This is a genomic window from Corallococcus sp. 4LFB, from assembly GCF_046520365.1.
GTDB lineage: Bacteria > Myxococcota > Myxococcia > Myxococcales > Myxococcaceae > Corallococcus > Corallococcus caeni.
In genome coordinates this window covers 1-15,372 of record NZ_JBKGHJ010000178.1, presented here as the reverse complement: position 1 = coordinate 15,372, position 15,372 = coordinate 1, and the positions used below count along the sequence as shown (strand labels likewise).

Here is a 15,372-nt window from a genome sequence, read left to right as displayed (position 1 = left end):
GCTTCCGGCTGGTGGCCGCGGCGGAGGTCTCAGCGGTCGCGGTGTCCGCGAGCGGTGAAGTGACGCTCGCACTGGCGCCCAACGCCGTGGCGATGTCCGCGAAGGGACCGAACATCCCGGCGCCCGTCGAAGTTCGGGTGCACCACATCGCGACGAACAAGTGGTGGGAGGCCACGCACAACGGTGGCCCCTGGTCGCCTGAGTTCCAGAAACTCTTCGACCGTGCCGGGATGTCGCTAGACGACAAGGTGAACACGGTCCGTGTTCAGGGACATAAAGGTCCGCATCCTCGGGAGTACCATGAAGCGGTCTATGACCGCTTGAGCACGGCGCTGGGAAGGTGCAGAAGCATTCAGACGTGCAGTGAGGCGCTCGTGAAAGAACTCGAGTCATTGGGAGCTGAGATCTCCACAGATGGCACTCGACTCAACTTGCTTGTCACTCAGCCCTGAGGCACAGGAAGCATGAGCTCAATTCGGTACTTCATCCTACGCAGCGACATGGACATCCGTGACCGCTGGCTCCCAGGCGAAGCGATGAACGCACAGGGGCATGAGATCGATGACATCTGGCAGTTCGCGGATGGCTGCCCGGTCCAGGTCAATGAGCGCCTGACGATCCCCGTAGGTCATCCGGGGGTGGTTCAAGACTTCTCGACAACGAGTGTGGGCGGGGCACCCATTGTCCATCGAAGAGTCGCGAGCGTGTTCACGGAGCTGGCGCCTGACGAGGTGCAGGTCATCCCGGTCGATGTCGAAGGACAGTCGGAGCCATACTTCATCCTCGTCGCGACACGGACCATCCGATGCATTGATGATCAGGAGTCCGCGGAGGTGCTGTACTGGAAGCCCGAGGACGGACGGCCGGAAAAGACTGGGCGATACAGGTCCGTCATGGGCATGCGCATCGACACGACGAAAGTGGGCGATGCCAAGGTCTTCCGTCCCTGGGGATGGACTGGCGTGCTCATCGTCTCCGAGGACGTCAAGGATGCGTTGGAACGCTCCGGTGCCACGGGGATGGCATTCAGAGAAGTCACAGGCCCCAGCGAAGTCAGCCCCCAGCAGCGCGAACGCAGCCGCAAGCTCAAGGCGCTCTACGACCGGACCGGAATGGCCCGCACCGCGTTCTGGCGCACGCTGGGCACGCTGGATGAGAAAGCCATCCTCCCCATCGTCGTCGGAGGAGGCTGGCCCGCGAAGCGCCAGGTCTGGCGCGTCATCCACCGCCCCGAAGGACGCACCCTCTTCGTGACGGACGGCCTCTCCGACTTCTTCGTCGATGCCATGGAACCTTCCGTGGGCTTCGGTCTGGAGCTAGCGCTCGAAACCGATGAACCCCAGTCCAAATGGCCCGTGACGCTGCTGGAACGCATCGGCAACGAGCTCGTGGGCCACGAACAGCTGCGCGAACCCGCGAGGACCGGCATCCTCTCCATGGAAGTGGGCGGAGAGCACATGCCCGAACCCCTCCTGACGAAAGACGGCCGCGTCGCCGTGCTCCTGGGCATGGACACCCCTACGCTCCCCACCCACTTCACGATGCCCGACGGACAGGTCCGGCTGGTCACCGTGAAGACACTCATGCCCCGGGAGCTCACGTACCTGCTGGAGCACGGCCGGGAGGAACTGCTCCACCGCTTCAAGCAGTCCCACCCCGGTCACCTGTCCCGAGCCTGGCGCCAGTCCGTGGTGTGACTACCGCATCCCGAACACCAGCCACACGGCCAGCGCCACATACAGCGGCACGTTGAGCGCCAGCGTCAGCCGGTTGATGCGGCGGAACCGCGCCTGCTCCGCGTCCGCGAACCACACGCCGTCCTCGCCGGTGGTGCGTCCCTCCACGGCCTGATGGAACAGCGCCGCGTAGGCCACCTCCACCACCAGCGTCACCAGCACCAACCCCACCAGCGCCAGCGACCACACGTCGCGCCCATCGAGCACCCCGGCCCACTTCTCCCCGGTGTACACGAGCCCCGCCCCCACCAGCGCGATGCATCCCAGGTCATGGCCCACGCCATACGGCGGCCTCCAGTTGCGCGACACGTAGAGCATGTAGAGCTCCGCGGCGCCGCGCAGCCACATGGACACCGCGAAGGCCCCCAGCACGATGCGCGCCTCCACCGGCACGGACGCATCCAGCGCCACCAGCGGGCACACCAGGAACCAGAGGAACACCGCGTACAGCAGCCACGCCAGCTTCGGCCCGGAGATGCGGCCGCCCCGGCCCCCCTGCGCGTTCTGCCTGCGCCGGAACCCCACCGCCGCGCTCGCGCACGCCAGCAGCGCCACCCCCAGCAACACCCGCGTCGACAAGGAGAGCATCAGTAGGAACGGGGCCGGGGATAGTGGTGGGGGAAGCGCTCGACGTACCACGCGCGAAGCCGGGGCAGTTGCGTGAGGGACACCTGCGGATGCAGGTGGTGCACCACGTGCAACCCCACGTGCCGGGGCGCCAATCCCAACCCCCCCAGCCATCCCAGCCCATGGTCACGCGTGCACGCGAACACATCTTCCAGGGCCCGTCCCTGCACGGGCGCGGCGGTGTGCTCCGCGAGCAACCGGTACGCGTTGAACCCCGACGCCACCAGCAGCGGCACCGCGTACCCCCACACCACCGCGGAAGGCCACCGCGCCGCCAGCGCCAGCACGCCCAGGTGGAACAGCACCTGCCTGCTCTCCGCCCGAGCACACGCCGCCACCTCCGCGTCCCGCGTGAGCACGCGTCCAGAGCGGTCCTGCAGGAACACGCGCGCATACGCCGTGCGCAGCGAAGGCAGCACCCACGCGCACAGCCCCACGGGCCCGCGCAGCACCCAGCCGGGAATCACGCCCACGAGCAGCAGCCAGCGCCACGCCGTGCGCAGCCGGCCGCCGTCCGGTGGCTTGCGGTAGGGATCCGACGGCAGGCCCGCATCGCGGTGGTGCCGAAGATGGTGGTAGCGCATCGCCGCCAGCGTGGACGCGACCGGGTAGCCCGCGACGGCCTCCAGCAGACACAGTCTCCATTCGCGTCTTCGCGAAGGCAGGTGGACCGCGTCATGAAGCAGGACGCCCAGCGCATGCAGCCGCCCCGCGACGACGAGCACCGCCAGCGGCGCGAGCACCGGAGGAGCCCACGCCATGACCGCCCATCCCAAGGCCATCCCCGCCCACTCGGCGGCCGCCAGGCGCAGCAGGCCTGAAGGCGTGGCCGGAACGAGCAGCTCGCGAGGCACCGCCGCGCGGCGAGGCAGGGAAGAGGACATCGGGCGCCAGGACTCCACGCATGGCCGCTGGACGCAAGCCCCCGCGGCATTGGACACCCGGAGACGGGCACGGCACGCTCCGCGCGTGCACCGGGACGGTCAATCATGAGTGTGGATGTGCCGACGCCGCGGGCCCTCGCGGGCACGCGCGTGGAGTGGGGCGGCTGGGTGTTCCCCCGCTGGAACGACCCGAGGCTGCCCTTCGCGGCGCTGCTCACGCTCTACGGCGTGCTGGGCTTCACCTTCTTCGGCTTCAACCGCAGCCCCGGGCAGATGGCCTTCCTGGTCGGCTCCGGCACGCTGCTGGATGCGGTCCTGGGCTGGGTGCTCAAGCGGCGCAAGGAGCTGCCGCTCTCCGCGTACATCTCGTGCTGCTCGCTGGCGCTGCTCTTGAACTACTCGCACGCGAGCACGCTCCTGTGGCTGCCGGTGTGGCTGGCCATCGGCTCCAAGTACGTGCTGACCTTCCAGGGGCGGCACGTCTTCAACCCGTCGATGTTCGCGGTGGCCGTGTCGCTGCTCACCACGCGCGAGCTCATCACCGCCGCGCCCGCGTACCAGTGGGCCAACGGGGAGGTCGCGCTGTCGGCCTTCATCGTGATGGCGGCGCTGGTGCTGTTCTTCTTCCGCGTGGGACGCGGCTGGCTGGTGGTGAGCTTCCTGTCCTTCTACGCGCTCCAGACGGCGCTGCGCGCGTTCATCCTCCGCCACCACCTGCCGCCGGAGGTGCTGTTCCTGGGCACGCTGGGCGCGCCGTCGTTCTTCATCTTCGTCTTCTACATGCTCACGGACCCCGCCACGTCGCCGGGGACGCGGAAGGGGCAGGTGCTGCTCGCGCTGGCCATCACCTGCGTGGACCTGGTGCTGCACCTGAAGGAGAGCGTCTACACGTTCTTCTACGCGGCGCTCACCGTGGCCACCTGCCGCTTCGTGTTCATGCACGCGCACGAGCTGTGGCGCACGCGGGGCGCGTCGCTGCGCCAGCTCCTGGCCCCGGACAGGCTCCGGCGCGTGGGCGTGGTGGGAGGGCTGGGGGCGGTGCTGGCCACGGGCTACTCGGTGACGGCGGCGCAGGGGGAGCGCGCGGCGCCGCTCGCGTTCCACCTGGAGGCGCAGGACCTCACGCAGGCGGGCCTGGACTCCCGGATGGGCCACACGCTGGAGGAGCTGGATCCGCGCGTGGCCCACGTCGCCAAGTGGCTGGTGGCGGTGGGAGACGCGGTGGCCACCGGGGACTTCGATGGGGACGGGCGGCTGGACCTGTTCCTCACGCACCCGCTGGGCACGCCGGAGCACCACGCGGGCCTCTACCGCAACCTGGGCGGGCTGCGCTTCGAACGCGTCACCGTGCCCGCGCTGGAGCGCTTCGCCACCCGCTACAAGGAAGAGGGCCTGGCGGGCGGCGGGACGTTCGTGGACTGGGATGGGGACGGGGACCTGGACCTCGCGGTGGCGGTGGCCTTCGGGCCGGTGCGCCTGCTGCGCAACACGCTGCGCGAGACGGGCACGGCGGGCTTCGAGGACGTGACGCAAGCGGCGGGCGTGACGGACCACGCGGTGAGCCTGGGGCTCACGTTCCTGGACTACGACCGCGACGGGCACCTGGACCTGCTGGTGCTCAACGCCATGACGACGCACCTGCCGGACTACCCGGACCCGCCGCCGCTCAACCTCTTCCAGCTCCCCGCGCCCGAGTACGCAGGCGACCGCCGCATGCTGCGCTTCATGCACGACGGCTGGCACGACGCGAACAACGGCGGGCGCAACGCGCTCTACCGGGGACGCGGGGACGGCACGTTCGAGAAGCAGGACGTGGAGGCGCTGGGCCTGAAGGAGACGCACTGGTCGCTCGCGGTGAGCACGGTGGACCTGAACCACGACGGGTGGACGGACCTCTACGTGGCCAACGACTTCGGGCCGGATGACGTCTACCTGAACGAGGGAGGGCGGCACTTCCGCCACCTCGTGGGCGAGCGCTTCGGGGAGATTGGCCGCGACACGTACAAGGGCATGAACGCGAGCGTGGCGGACTTCGACCGCAACGGCTGGTTGGACGTGTACGTGTCCAACGTGCACCACTCGCTCCAGGCGGAGGGCAGCCTCTTGTGGATGGTGGGGCCGGGCGAGGACGCGTTCATCCCCCGCTTCAAGGACGAGGCCACCTTCCGGGGCGCGCTGAACGAGCGTCGCTTCGGCTGGGGCGCGGCGGCGGGGGACCTGGACGACGACGGGTGGCCGGACCTGGTGCAGGCCAACGGCATGGTGGACGCGCGCCTGGACGCGCCGCGGTGGCGCATCCCGGAGGGACAGCGCAACGACTACTGGTACGTGAACCACAAGCTGATGCAGTCCGGCCCGGAGGTGCACACGTACGCGGACAAGTGGGGCGACATCCGGGGCCGCGTGCTCTATCCGAACGAGGCGCGCCGCGTGTACCTCAACCTGGGCGACGCGCGCCCGGGGCACTTCGTGGACGTGGCGAGGGAGGTGGGCATCGAGGCGCCGGACAACTCGCGAGGCGTGTTGATGGCGGACCTGGATGACGACGGCGACCTGGACGTGCTCATCACGAATCAGCACGCGCCGCTGTCGCTGTACCGCAACACGCTGCGAGCCAGCGCCACGGACGCGAAGCCGGACGCGCACTTCGTGGGTCTGTCATTGGTGGGCGAAGGTCAGCGCACGCACCGGAGCGCGGTGGGCACGCGCGTGGTGCTGTCCTACGAGGACAACGGCCAGCGTGTGGAGCAGGTGCGCGAGGTGGGGCTGATGGGAGGCTTCTCCGCGTCGGCGGATCCGAGGCTGCACTTCGGTCTGGGCCGTCACGCGGGGCCGGTGAAAGCGGTCATCCACTGGTATGGCGCGGAGCCGCAGGAGGTGATGTTGGAGGCGGACCGCTACCAGGAGGTGCGCCAGCCTCCCGCGCCCACGGCGCTGCGGGGAGGGCCCTAGGCGATGCTCTCCGCGATGAAGGGCACCACGGTGCGGCGCGAGGACCTGGACGCAGGCACTCGGGCCCGGATGCTGGCGCTGATGCAGTGCTGTTACGTGGGCGTGAGCGCGGAGCGCTTCCACGCGGACCTGGACGCGAAGCAGTGGGTGTTCCTGCTGCACGCCCGGCGCACGCGGGAGTTGGTGGGCTTCAGCACGGTGCGGGTGGCGGAGGAGGACGGGGTGGAGGTGCTGTACTCGGGCGACACCGTCATCCACCCGGACTGGTGGGGACACAAGACGTTGCAGGTGGTGTTCGGGAGGTTGTTGCTCGCGCGCAAGCTGAGACGTCCGTGGAGGCCGCTGTACTGGCTGCTGCTGTCGGGCGGATACAAGACGTACCTGCTGGCGGTGAACTACTTCCCGCGCACGCATCCGCGACGGGACTGGACGCCGCCGGAGGGGCGTCCGGAGTTCCTGCGAGGACTGGCGACGCGGTGGTTCGGCACGCAGTACGACGCGGCGAAGGGCACGCTGAGCTTCGACGGCGAGCACTACCGGGTGCGGGATGGCGTCTCGCCCATCGACCGCGACGCGGCGGCCCACCCGCACATCGCCTACTTCGCCGAACGCAACCCCGGTCACGCCGAGGGCGAGGAACTGGTGTGCCTGGTGGAGATCCGCGGCTGGGACCTGGCCAGGGCGCTGGCGCGAAGCGTCTGGGGACAGCTGCGCCGCTGGGCCCGCCGTGAGAGAGATGCCTCGCGGATCCGCGTGGGGACGTGAGGTGCTGAGCTCGCGTGGAATGCTGACCGCGACGATGGCGGCGCTGACTCCGTCCGCGCTGCGCTTCCGTCATGCGCTGCGGACACCGGAGGCCGCGCAGGCGGAATGCCTCACGCGCATCCTCAGCGCGGTGGAGGGCACGGCCCAGGCGAATCGCGTGGCTCACTTCGGGCGCATCCGCACGGCGCGCGAGTTCCAGGACGCGGTGCCGGTGTCCACGCCGGACACGGTGGCGGAAGACGTGGAGCGCATCGCGCGAGGAGACCCACGGGTCCTCACCCGCGAGCCCGTGCTGCGCTTCGAGCTGTCCGGTGGTTCCTCCGGCGCGTCCAAGCGGGTGCCGGTGACACGCGGGCTGCTGCGCGAGTTCCAGCGAGCGCTCGCGCCCATGCTGCACGAGGTGTTCCTGCGCCGCCCCGCGGTGCGCGAGGGCCCCAGCTACTGGTCCATCTCCCCGCTGGGCCGGAGACAGCACCGGACGGCGGGCGGCATCCCGGTGGGCTCGGCGGAGGACAGCGCGTGGTTCCCGCGTCCGTTGCAGCCGCTGCTCTCGCGCGTCTTCGCCGTGCCGGGCTCGGTGGGACAGGCGCCGCACGTCGAGCCTTGCCGTTACGTGACGCTGTGGTTCCTCGCGCGGTGCGCGAACCTGTCGCTGATCAGCGTCTGGAATCCCAGCTTCCTCACGCTGCTGATGGACGCACTGGAGCGGCACGGCGAACGGCTCGCGGAGGACCTGGAGCGCGGCACGCTGCGGCCCCCCGACCAGGATGCGGACGGAGCTCCCGTGGTCAGCGATCCCGCCTGGACGACGCTCGTGCAGGGGCTCCAGGGCATGCGTGACATCCCGAGAGCCCAGGTGCTGCGCGCCACCTTGCGAGAGGGCCTGCCCTCCGCTCGCGCGCTATGGCCGGGGCTCGCGCTCTTGAGCATGTGGACGGACGCCCAGGCCGCGCACGCGGTGGCCGGCGCATGCCGCCGCTTCCCGGGTGTCGAGGTCCAGGGCAAGGGCCTGCTCGCCACGGAGGGCGTCATCACGGTGCCCCTCTTCGAAGCACCGGCCCCCGTGCTCGCGGTCCGAAGCCACTTCGTCGAGTTCATGGATCCGGAGCATCTCGACACACGGCCACTCCTGGCACACGAGCTGACGGCGGGCCGCACCTACGCGGTACTCCTCTCCACGTCCGGCGGGCTGCTGCGCTACCGGCTGGGGGACCTCGTCCGAGTGGAAGGCTTCGTGCACGCGACGCCCTGCCTGCGGTTCCTCGGCCGGGCGGACGCGGTATCCGACCTCGTCGGCGAGAAGCTCTCCGCCGCTCGAGTGGGGACGGTGCTGGACGCCGTGCTGGGCCCCACGCGTCCCGCCTTCGCCATGCTCGCGCCGGATTGGGGGACACCGCCGGCCTACCGGCTGTTCCTCGAGACGGAGCAGCCCTCCGACACCCTCGCCGCGAACGTGGAGCGCCTGCTGTGTGAAGGGCACCACTACCGCTACGCGCGGGAGCTGGGACAGCTCGGTCCCGTGCGCGCGGTGCGCGTGACCCAAGGCGCGCGGCGCTACGAGGCCCGGTGCATCCAGCTCGGTCAGCGCGCGGGGGACATCAAGCCCGTGGACCTGCACCGCCAACCCGGCTGGACGGAATGGTTCGCAGGAGGAACGTCATGACGTGCGCACCGTGGACCTGGACGCCGAGGCGGACCTCGCCCGCTGCGGCGCGCTGAAGGACTTCTGGTACGTGGCGTGCCTCTCCACGGAGCTGCCCGCGAACCGGCCCCTCGCGCGCACCGTGTTCGGCACGGGGCTCGTCCTCTTCCGGGGACCGGACGGCGCTCCCACCGCACTGCGCGACCGCTGCCTCCACCGCAACGCGCGCTTGTCGAAGGGCGACGTGTTCGACGGACGGCTCGGCTGCCCGTATCACGGCTGGGTCTACGACGCGTCCGGCGCGGTGGTGGAGATCCCCGCGCTGGGCCCGCCCCAACGTGGAGAGAAGCTGGACGCGCACGCCTGCGCGCACGAAGGCCTCAAGCCCGCACCGTGCGACCTGGGGCGGCTCGCGCGCTTCCCCACGCGGGAGCAGGACGGGCTCGTCTACGTCTACCTGGGCGTGGACGTGACACAGGCTCGCGCGGAGCCCTTCCGGGTGCCGTACTGGGGCGAGCGCGGCTGGACCGTCTACTTCATGGTCACGCGCTTCGCGAACGGGGTGACGAACCTGGTGGAGAACTTCATGGACGTGCCGCACACGTCCTTCGTGCACCGGGGCTGGTTCCGCAACCCCACGCGCAAGCGCGTGCCCTCCACGGTGAAGCGCCACGCGGGCCGCGTGCGGATGACCTACCTCCAGGAGGAGGACGCGCTCACGGGCCTGGGGCGGCTGTTCAACCCGCGCGGCCTGCCGCTCGTGCACACGGATGAGTTCATCGTCCCCAACGTCACGCGCGTGGACTACCAGTGGGGCGACAGCGGCTTCGCCATCAACTCGCAGTGCACGCCCATCGGGCCCACGGACACGCTCGTGTACACGGCCATCAGCTACCGGCTGCCGGTGGACGTGCCGGGCGCGTGGGTGGGCCGGGCGCTGACGCCGCTGGTGCGCTGGTACACGCGGCAGGTCATCCAGCAGGACGTCGTCATCATGGAGACGCAGCGCCAGGGACTGACGGACGGCCCCGGCGGCGGCGTGTACTCCGGCACGGAGGCGGACCTGCACCACGCGGACATCGAGGCCTACCGCCGCTGGTTGCGCGAAGGAGCGCACGGCCCCGGCCCCGAGGACGCGGAGCGCGACGTGGTCTTCTGGGTCTAGGCCGTGCCGGAGGCCTGCTCCTCCTCTGAGTCCGAGGACGGAAACATCGCCAGGTAGTACCCGGATAAGAAGGTCGCCCCCAGGAAGAACCAGCGGAGCAACTCCTGCGTGAGCGCGAAGGGCGGCGCGGACAGGTGTTCATGCAACCACATCAGCGTCGCGACGGAGTTGGACGCATGGCACGCCGCCGCCACGCCCAGCGCGATGCAGAGGTGCACCCCCAGCACCCACGTGTTGGCGGCGGAGGTCACCCACGAGGCCAGGCCCCCCAGCCGCGCGAGGACGCGCGGGTACACGAACTTCCGGAAGAGCGCACCACTGGCCAGCCCCAGCAGCAGCGGGCCGCGAGCTCGATGAGTGATTGGACCGGATCCATGGCCCGGGACCATGCCCCAGGGCCTCCGGCCAACGCAAACCCAGCTCACCCCATGCGCCGCAGGCCCGGCAGATCCTCCGGCCGCAGCACCCAGCGCGGCGGCTCCGGCGGTGACGTGCGCGTGCCCACCTGCGTCGCGGGGAAGCCCTCCACCAGCGCGTAGTCCGGGAACACCGCGCGCGCCTTCACCAGGCTGCCGGCGCCCACGTGGCAGCCCTTCCCCAGGTGGCTGCCCTCGCAGAGGATGGCGCCGGGCTCCACCACCGTGCCCGCGCCCAGGTTGCACGCGTGCAGCACGCAGCCCGGGCCCACCACCACGCCCTCGTCCAGCACCAGCATGGTGTCCGGCTGCAGGTGCAGCACCGTGTTCTCCAGAATCTGCACCCGCGCGCCAATGCGCACCGGCCCGTTCAGGTCGCCGGTGATCTTCACCCCCGCGCCGATGATGGCCCCCGCGCCGATGACCACGTCGCCGGACACCTCCGCGGAGGAGAAGAGGGTGGCGGTGGGGTGGACGAAGGGGTGACGGTCGCGGAAGGCGTACAGCTGTCCCATGGGGGCGTCCTCGGCGCGGTCGCGCGCGGAGAAGGAAGTCAATGGAGCCAAGGGCAGTGACAGGTCACCGCCCCGGCGCTGCTGCAGGTGGGCCAGGTCCTCCGCGGAGAGCATCCGCAGCACCTGTCCCGGCCGGCCCAGCACCACGGATTGATCCGGCACCACCATGCCGGGCGGCAGCACCGTGCCCTCACCCACCAGGCAGCGATCACCCAGCGTCACGCCGGGCATGAGGATGGCGCCGCCGCCGATGTCGCACAGCGACCCCACGCGTGCGCCCATCACGAGCGAGCGCGGACCGAGCACGGTCTTCTCGCCAATGGAGGTGGGGCGCTCAGGGGTGCCCACCACCACCGCGTCCTCGCGCAGCGTGGAGAAGGCCCCCAGCGCCACGGAGCCGCCCACCGAGCGCACCACGGCGCCCCGCGAGATGATGGCCCCGGGCCCCACTTGCGTGGTGCCCAGCAGTCGCGCGGACGAGGCCAGGGTGAAATGAGGACCTACCGCGGTGGGCAGGAGGGAAGCGGTCGCGGGTGAGGGACTCATCGGGATGCAGCAACCTACTCCCGGGTTCCCGAAGGGCATGTTGTCCTGGGGCGCGACGCGTCGTCCGGCAGCCAACGCTCGCACGCTGCCCTGGCGGGGGTGGGTGCCGCACCTTCAGATGTCAGGAGTGGGTGGCAGGGTGCGTAGGAAGCCGCGTCGCTGGGCGCCACGTGTAGGCGTTTCGCGGTAGGAAGTTCCCTCGCTCTCGAAAGGCCTCACCCCGTGGAAGAGACACCCCTGGCGGACCGGAACGCCCAGGTCCCCGCGCCCGTGGACAAAGGTGCCTGGACGCTGGTGAAGGAGGCCCTGCACGGCACGGAGCAGGACCTGACGCGGCTGCCGCTCGGGCGCGCCATCTTCCTCCTGGCCGTGCCCATGGTGCTGGAGATGTGCATGGAGTCGGTGTTCGCCGTGGTGGACGTCGCCTTCGTCGGCCGGTTGGGCGCGGAGGCGGTGGCCACGGTGGGGCTCACCGAGTCCATCCTCGTCATCATCTACGCCGCGGGCATGGGCCTGAGCATCGGCGCCACGGCGATGGTGGCCCGCCGCATCGGAGAGAAGGACACCGAGCGGGCGGGGCGCACGGCGGTGCAGGCCATTGGCCTGGGCGTGGTCATCTCCGCGGCGCTGGCCGTGACGGGCATCGTCTTCGCGCGGCCCATCCTGGCGGCGCTCGGTGGCTCACCGTGGGTGCTGGAGCATGGCGTGGGCTACACGCGCGTGATGATGGGCGGCGTGGTGAGCATCCTGCTGCTCTTCCTCATCAACGCCATCTTCCGGGGCGCGGGCGACGCGGCCATCGCGATGCGCGTGCTGATGCTGGCCAACGGCCTCAACATCGTGCTCGCGCCGTGTCTCATCTTCGGCTGGGGGCCGTTCCCGGAGCTGGGCGTGGTGGGCGCGGCGTGGGCCACCACGCTGGGCCGCAGCGCGGGCGTGGTGTACCAGCTCTACCGGTTGATCCGTTCGAACGGCCGGCTCCAGGTGCGGCGCGAGCACGTGGCGCTGGAGCCCTCGACGATGCTCGCGATGCTGCGGCTGTCGGGCGCGGGGATGGTGCAGGCGCTGGTGAGCACGTCCAGCTGGGTGGTGCTGGTGCGCATCGTGGCGTCGTTCGGCAGCACGGCGCTCGCGGGCTACACCATCGCCATCCGCATCGTGATGTTCGCGCTGATGCCCGCGTGGGGGCTGGGCAACGCGGCGGCCACGCTGCTGGGACAGAGCATGGGGGCGGGGGACCCGGACCGGGGCGCGAAGGCGGTGTGGCTCGCGGGCCGGTACAACCTGATGGTGCTGGGCACCATCGGGGTGCTGTTCTTCGTCCTGGCGCATCCGCTGCTGGAGCTCTTCACGACGGACCCCGCGGTGGTGGAGGAGGGGGCGACGGCGCTGCGCGTCTTCTCCCTGAGCTTCTTCTCCTGCGCGTACGGCATGGTCATCACCTCCGCGTTCAACGGCGCGGGGGACACGCGGACGCCCACGCTCATCGACCTGGGGTGCCTCTGGGCGCTGGAGCTGCCCTTGGCGTGGGTGCTGGCGAAGCCGCTGGGCCTGGGCCCGGTGGGCGCGTACCTCGCGGTGCCGGCGGCCTTCGCGGCGATGTCCGTGCTGGGCATCGTCCTGTTCCGGCGCGGGCGCTGGAAGACGCGCGTGGTGTGAGCGTCAGGGCAGGCAGATTTCAAAGCCGGTGCGTCCTCCCGGGAAGGTCCTGGGGGGGCGCGAGGCGGGCGTGACGGCGTAGAGGTGGAAGTCCAGCCGCCGCTGGAGGAAGCCGTCGAAGGCGGAGGCCAGCGGGTCCGCGGCGTCCTGCTGCACGGTGAAGAAGTGGAAGCCCTGGCCGTGGAACGCGGCGTAGACGGCATCCAGCAGCGCGCGCAGGACGGCGGGGTCCTCCGAGGGGATGCTGGTGTTGCAGAGGTAGAAGTAGCGGAAGTCGCCGCCGGGCGCGGGCAGGCGGGGCGCGCCGGTGACGGTGGCCAGCGCGTTGAAGCCCCGGCGCACCCACTTCATGCCGCCCCGGTACGCGAGCACGCGGTAGCGCTTCACGGCGTCCGGGTTCCACGCGGAGGTGCAGCCGACGAGCTGCCCGGCCGGGTCGAACGCGAGGAACGAGTCCTCCACGCGAAGCCCCGGCCAGCGCGCGAGCCGGTGCTCCAGTTCGCCCGTGTCATAGCGGTAGCCGAAGGGGCGCGAGCGGTGGTCCGCGTCCAGCAGCGCGGCCATGGCGGGCACGTCCGCGGCGGTGGCCCGGCGCACGGTGTAGCGGCTGCGGCGCGGCTTGCGGCGCAGGACGAACTGGACGGAGACGGCGGAGAACGCGCGCATCAGGTGGTAGTGCGGCTGCGCTTCCCGGGAAGCGGCACGGCGCACGAGCGCCTGGAGCGCGGCGGCGTTGGAGGCCATGACGGCGGTGAGGAAGACGTCCACGCCGTGGCGCTGGGAGGTCTCCTCCAGGACGGGCCCATAGAACCGGGCCAGGCCCCGGGCGCGGCGCGCGGAGAAGCGGGTGCGAAGGTCGCCCAGGTAGCCCACGCGGCAGGGCCGCCCCTCCAGCCACCCGTCGCGGACGTGGATGGCGCCCATGCCGTCCAGGCGGGAGGGGTCCCCGTGGGCCCAGACCTCCGCCTCGCCGCGCTGCATGGCGAACAGGCCGAAGTAGTCCGGCGACCGCTGCGTGCTGAGCACCAGGTCCCCGGTCATGGGCACGTCGCCGAACAGGTCCAGCAGCGCGGCGTTGTCATCCCGGGTGGCACGGCGGAGGGGGCTCATGGGGCGCGCGGCAGCCTATGCGACACGGGGGTGGACTTCCGCCCTTGCTTTCCGTGCGCCACAGTACGGGCCTTCACTCGCCGCACGGGAGGACGTCATGGGGCTGTTGGGGTGGATCATCTTCGGCTTCTTCGCGGGGCTCATCGCCCGGGCCGTGCTGCCGGGGAACCAGCGCCTGGGGTGCATTGGCACCACGCTGCTGGGCGTCGCCGGGGCCTTCGTGGGCGGCTTCCTCACGTCCGTCTGGCGGGGCACCAACTGGCGCGACCCGGAGCCCACCGGCTTCGGCGGCGCCATCCTGGGCGCCATCGTCCTGCTCCTGGTCGCCCAGGCCGCCTTTGGCGGGCGCTCCTCCCGGTAGGCCCCCCTGCCGGGAATCCGGGGCCGTCCCGCCGGTTTGGGGGGCCGGCGGCCGGTTGTCCTACCCGCGCGGACCCCCTTCCGGGGAAAGCACGGTTCCCAAGAGGATGCCGGGCATTTTCTGTAGTACACCGCGCCCCAGGCATGCAGCGGGGGGCGGTCGGCCGCCGCTGAGCCAAAGGAAAGGCGACGACATCATGATGAAGAAGACGATCCTGATCGCGGCGATGCTGAGCCTGACGGCCTGTCAGAACCAGGGCGCGAAGCCGGGCGAGACCTCCGCCACCGGCACCACGACGGCGGGCGCCGCTGGCGCTCCTCAGACCGAGGAGCAGAAGACGCTGTACGCGCTGGGCCTGTCCATCGGCCGCAGCATCAGCGTGTTCGACATGACCCCGCAGGAGCTGGAGTTCGTGAAGGCCGGCCTCACCGCGCAGGTGACGGGCCAGAAGTCCGACGTGGACCTGGAGACCTACGGTCCCAAGCTCCAGGACCTCGCGCGCGAGCGTTCGCTGCGCAAGGCCAACGCGGAGAAGGAGAAGGCCAAGAAGTTCCTGGAGGAGAAGGCCAAGGAGCCCGGCGCGGTGAAGACCGAGTCCGGCCTCATCTACAAGGAGACCCAGGCGGGCACCGGTCCCCAGCCCCAGGCCACCGACGTCGTGAAGGTGCACTACAAGGGCACGCTCGCGGACGGCAAGGAGTTCGACTCCTCCTACAAGCGCGGTGAGCCCACGCAGTTCCCGCTCCAGGGCGTCATCAAGTGCTGGACCGAGGGCCTCCAGAAGATGAAGGTCGGCGGCAAGGCGCAGCTCGTGTGCCCCTCCGACATCGCCTACGGCGACCGCGGCGCGCCCCCGAACATCCCCGGCGGCGCCGCCCTGGTGTTCGACGTGGAGCTGCTGGAGATCGTGAAGACCCCCGAGGCTCCCCCGGGCATGCCCGGCGGCATGGGCGCTCCCCGGCCCCGGCGCGAAGCCGCCCCGGCCGCCAAGCCG

At 70.7% G+C, this 15,372-nt stretch carries 14 protein-coding genes; 9 read left to right on the top strand and 5 right to left on the bottom strand.

All coding sequences use genetic code 11. From position 1 onward, the window contains the following. Together ACLEQD_RS20125 and ACLEQD_RS20120 are read left to right on the top strand one after the other, a co-directional pair. Positions 1–452 (top strand): AHH domain-containing protein (locus ACLEQD_RS20125; RefSeq protein WP_410385910.1); only part of this gene is annotated, 452 nt, incomplete at its 5' end. Positions 453–464: 12 nt separating this feature from the next. Further along, on the top strand, positions 465–1,697 hold the full coding sequence (locus tag ACLEQD_RS20120; protein WP_410385909.1) for an imm11 family protein: 1,233 nt from the start codon (positions 465–467) through the stop codon (positions 1,695–1,697). On the opposite strand, the gene ACLEQD_RS20115 is transcribed toward ACLEQD_RS20120, so the two are convergent. Both ACLEQD_RS20115 and ACLEQD_RS20110 read right to left on the bottom strand, forming a co-directional pair. After that, entirely contained in the window at positions 1,698–2,324 is a 627-nt protein-coding gene (locus tag ACLEQD_RS20115; RefSeq protein ID WP_410385908.1) for a hypothetical protein, read from the bottom strand. Further along, positions 2,324–3,247 carry a fatty acid desaturase family protein gene (locus ACLEQD_RS20110; RefSeq protein WP_410385907.1) on the bottom strand — a complete coding sequence of 308 codons (924 nt, stop codon included), beginning with the start codon at positions 3,245–3,247 and terminating at the stop codon, positions 2,324–2,326. Before ACLEQD_RS20110 ends, ACLEQD_RS20115 begins: the two co-directional genes overlap by 1 nt. Positions 3,248–3,352: 105 nt before the next feature. Here ACLEQD_RS20110 and ACLEQD_RS20105 point away from each other — a divergent pair, with 105 nt between their 5' ends. From ACLEQD_RS20105 to ACLEQD_RS20090, 4 genes are read left to right on the top strand one after another with little or no spacing between them, the layout of a single operon-like run. Continuing rightward, positions 3,353–6,199 carry an FG-GAP-like repeat-containing protein gene (locus ACLEQD_RS20105; RefSeq protein WP_410385906.1) on the top strand — a complete coding sequence of 949 codons (2,847 nt, stop codon included), beginning with the start codon at positions 3,353–3,355 and terminating at the stop codon, positions 6,197–6,199. A gap of 3 nt (positions 6,200–6,202) precedes the next feature. Next, complete coding sequence (locus ACLEQD_RS20100; RefSeq protein WP_410385905.1) at positions 6,203–6,964, top strand: hypothetical protein; 762 nt, start codon at positions 6,203–6,205, stop codon at positions 6,962–6,964. A 19-nt stretch (positions 6,965–6,983) separates the two neighbouring features. After that, on the top strand, positions 6,984–8,627 hold the full coding sequence (locus tag ACLEQD_RS20095; RefSeq protein ID WP_410385904.1) for a GH3 auxin-responsive promoter family protein: 1,644 nt from the start codon (positions 6,984–6,986) through the stop codon (positions 8,625–8,627). A gap of 1 nt (position 8,628) precedes the next feature. Further along, positions 8,629–9,771, top strand: coding sequence for a Rieske 2Fe-2S domain-containing protein (locus ACLEQD_RS20090; protein WP_410385903.1), 1,143 nt, complete (start codon positions 8,629–8,631; stop codon positions 9,769–9,771). Here ACLEQD_RS20090 and ACLEQD_RS20085 read toward each other — a convergent pair. Both ACLEQD_RS20085 and ACLEQD_RS20080 read right to left on the bottom strand, forming a co-directional pair. Beyond that, positions 9,768–10,160, bottom strand: coding sequence for a hypothetical protein (locus ACLEQD_RS20085; protein ID WP_410385902.1), 393 nt, complete (start codon positions 10,158–10,160; stop codon positions 9,768–9,770). The two genes, ACLEQD_RS20090 and ACLEQD_RS20085, sit on opposite strands and share 4 nt — an antisense overlap. A 32-nt stretch (positions 10,161–10,192) precedes the next feature. Next, on the bottom strand, positions 10,193–11,248 hold the full coding sequence (locus ACLEQD_RS20080; protein WP_410385901.1) for a DapH/DapD/GlmU-related protein: 1,056 nt from the start codon (positions 11,246–11,248) through the stop codon (positions 10,193–10,195). 222 nt (positions 11,249–11,470) lie between these two features. Here ACLEQD_RS20080 and ACLEQD_RS20075 point away from each other — a divergent pair, with 222 nt between their 5' ends. Continuing rightward, positions 11,471–12,907 carry an MATE family efflux transporter gene (locus ACLEQD_RS20075; RefSeq protein ID WP_410385900.1) on the top strand — a complete coding sequence of 479 codons (1,437 nt, stop codon included), beginning with the start codon at positions 11,471–11,473 and terminating at the stop codon, positions 12,905–12,907. A gap of 3 nt (positions 12,908–12,910) precedes the next feature. On the opposite strand, the gene ACLEQD_RS20070 is transcribed toward ACLEQD_RS20075, so the two are convergent. Beyond that, positions 12,911–14,017: a GNAT family N-acetyltransferase gene (locus ACLEQD_RS20070; RefSeq protein WP_410385899.1), complete on the bottom strand. Its 1,107-nt coding sequence runs from the start codon at positions 14,015–14,017 to the stop codon at positions 12,911–12,913. Between the two features lie 97 nt (positions 14,018–14,114). On the opposite strand from ACLEQD_RS20070, the gene ACLEQD_RS20065 reads away from it, so the two are divergent. Next, entirely contained in the window at positions 14,115–14,378 is a 264-nt protein-coding gene (locus ACLEQD_RS20065) for a GlsB/YeaQ/YmgE family stress response membrane protein (protein WP_120527673.1), read from the top strand. Between the two features lie 199 nt (positions 14,379–14,577). Then, on the top strand, positions 14,578–15,372 hold a 795-nt coding region (locus ACLEQD_RS20060; RefSeq protein WP_410385911.1), incomplete at its 3' end, for an FKBP-type peptidyl-prolyl cis-trans isomerase.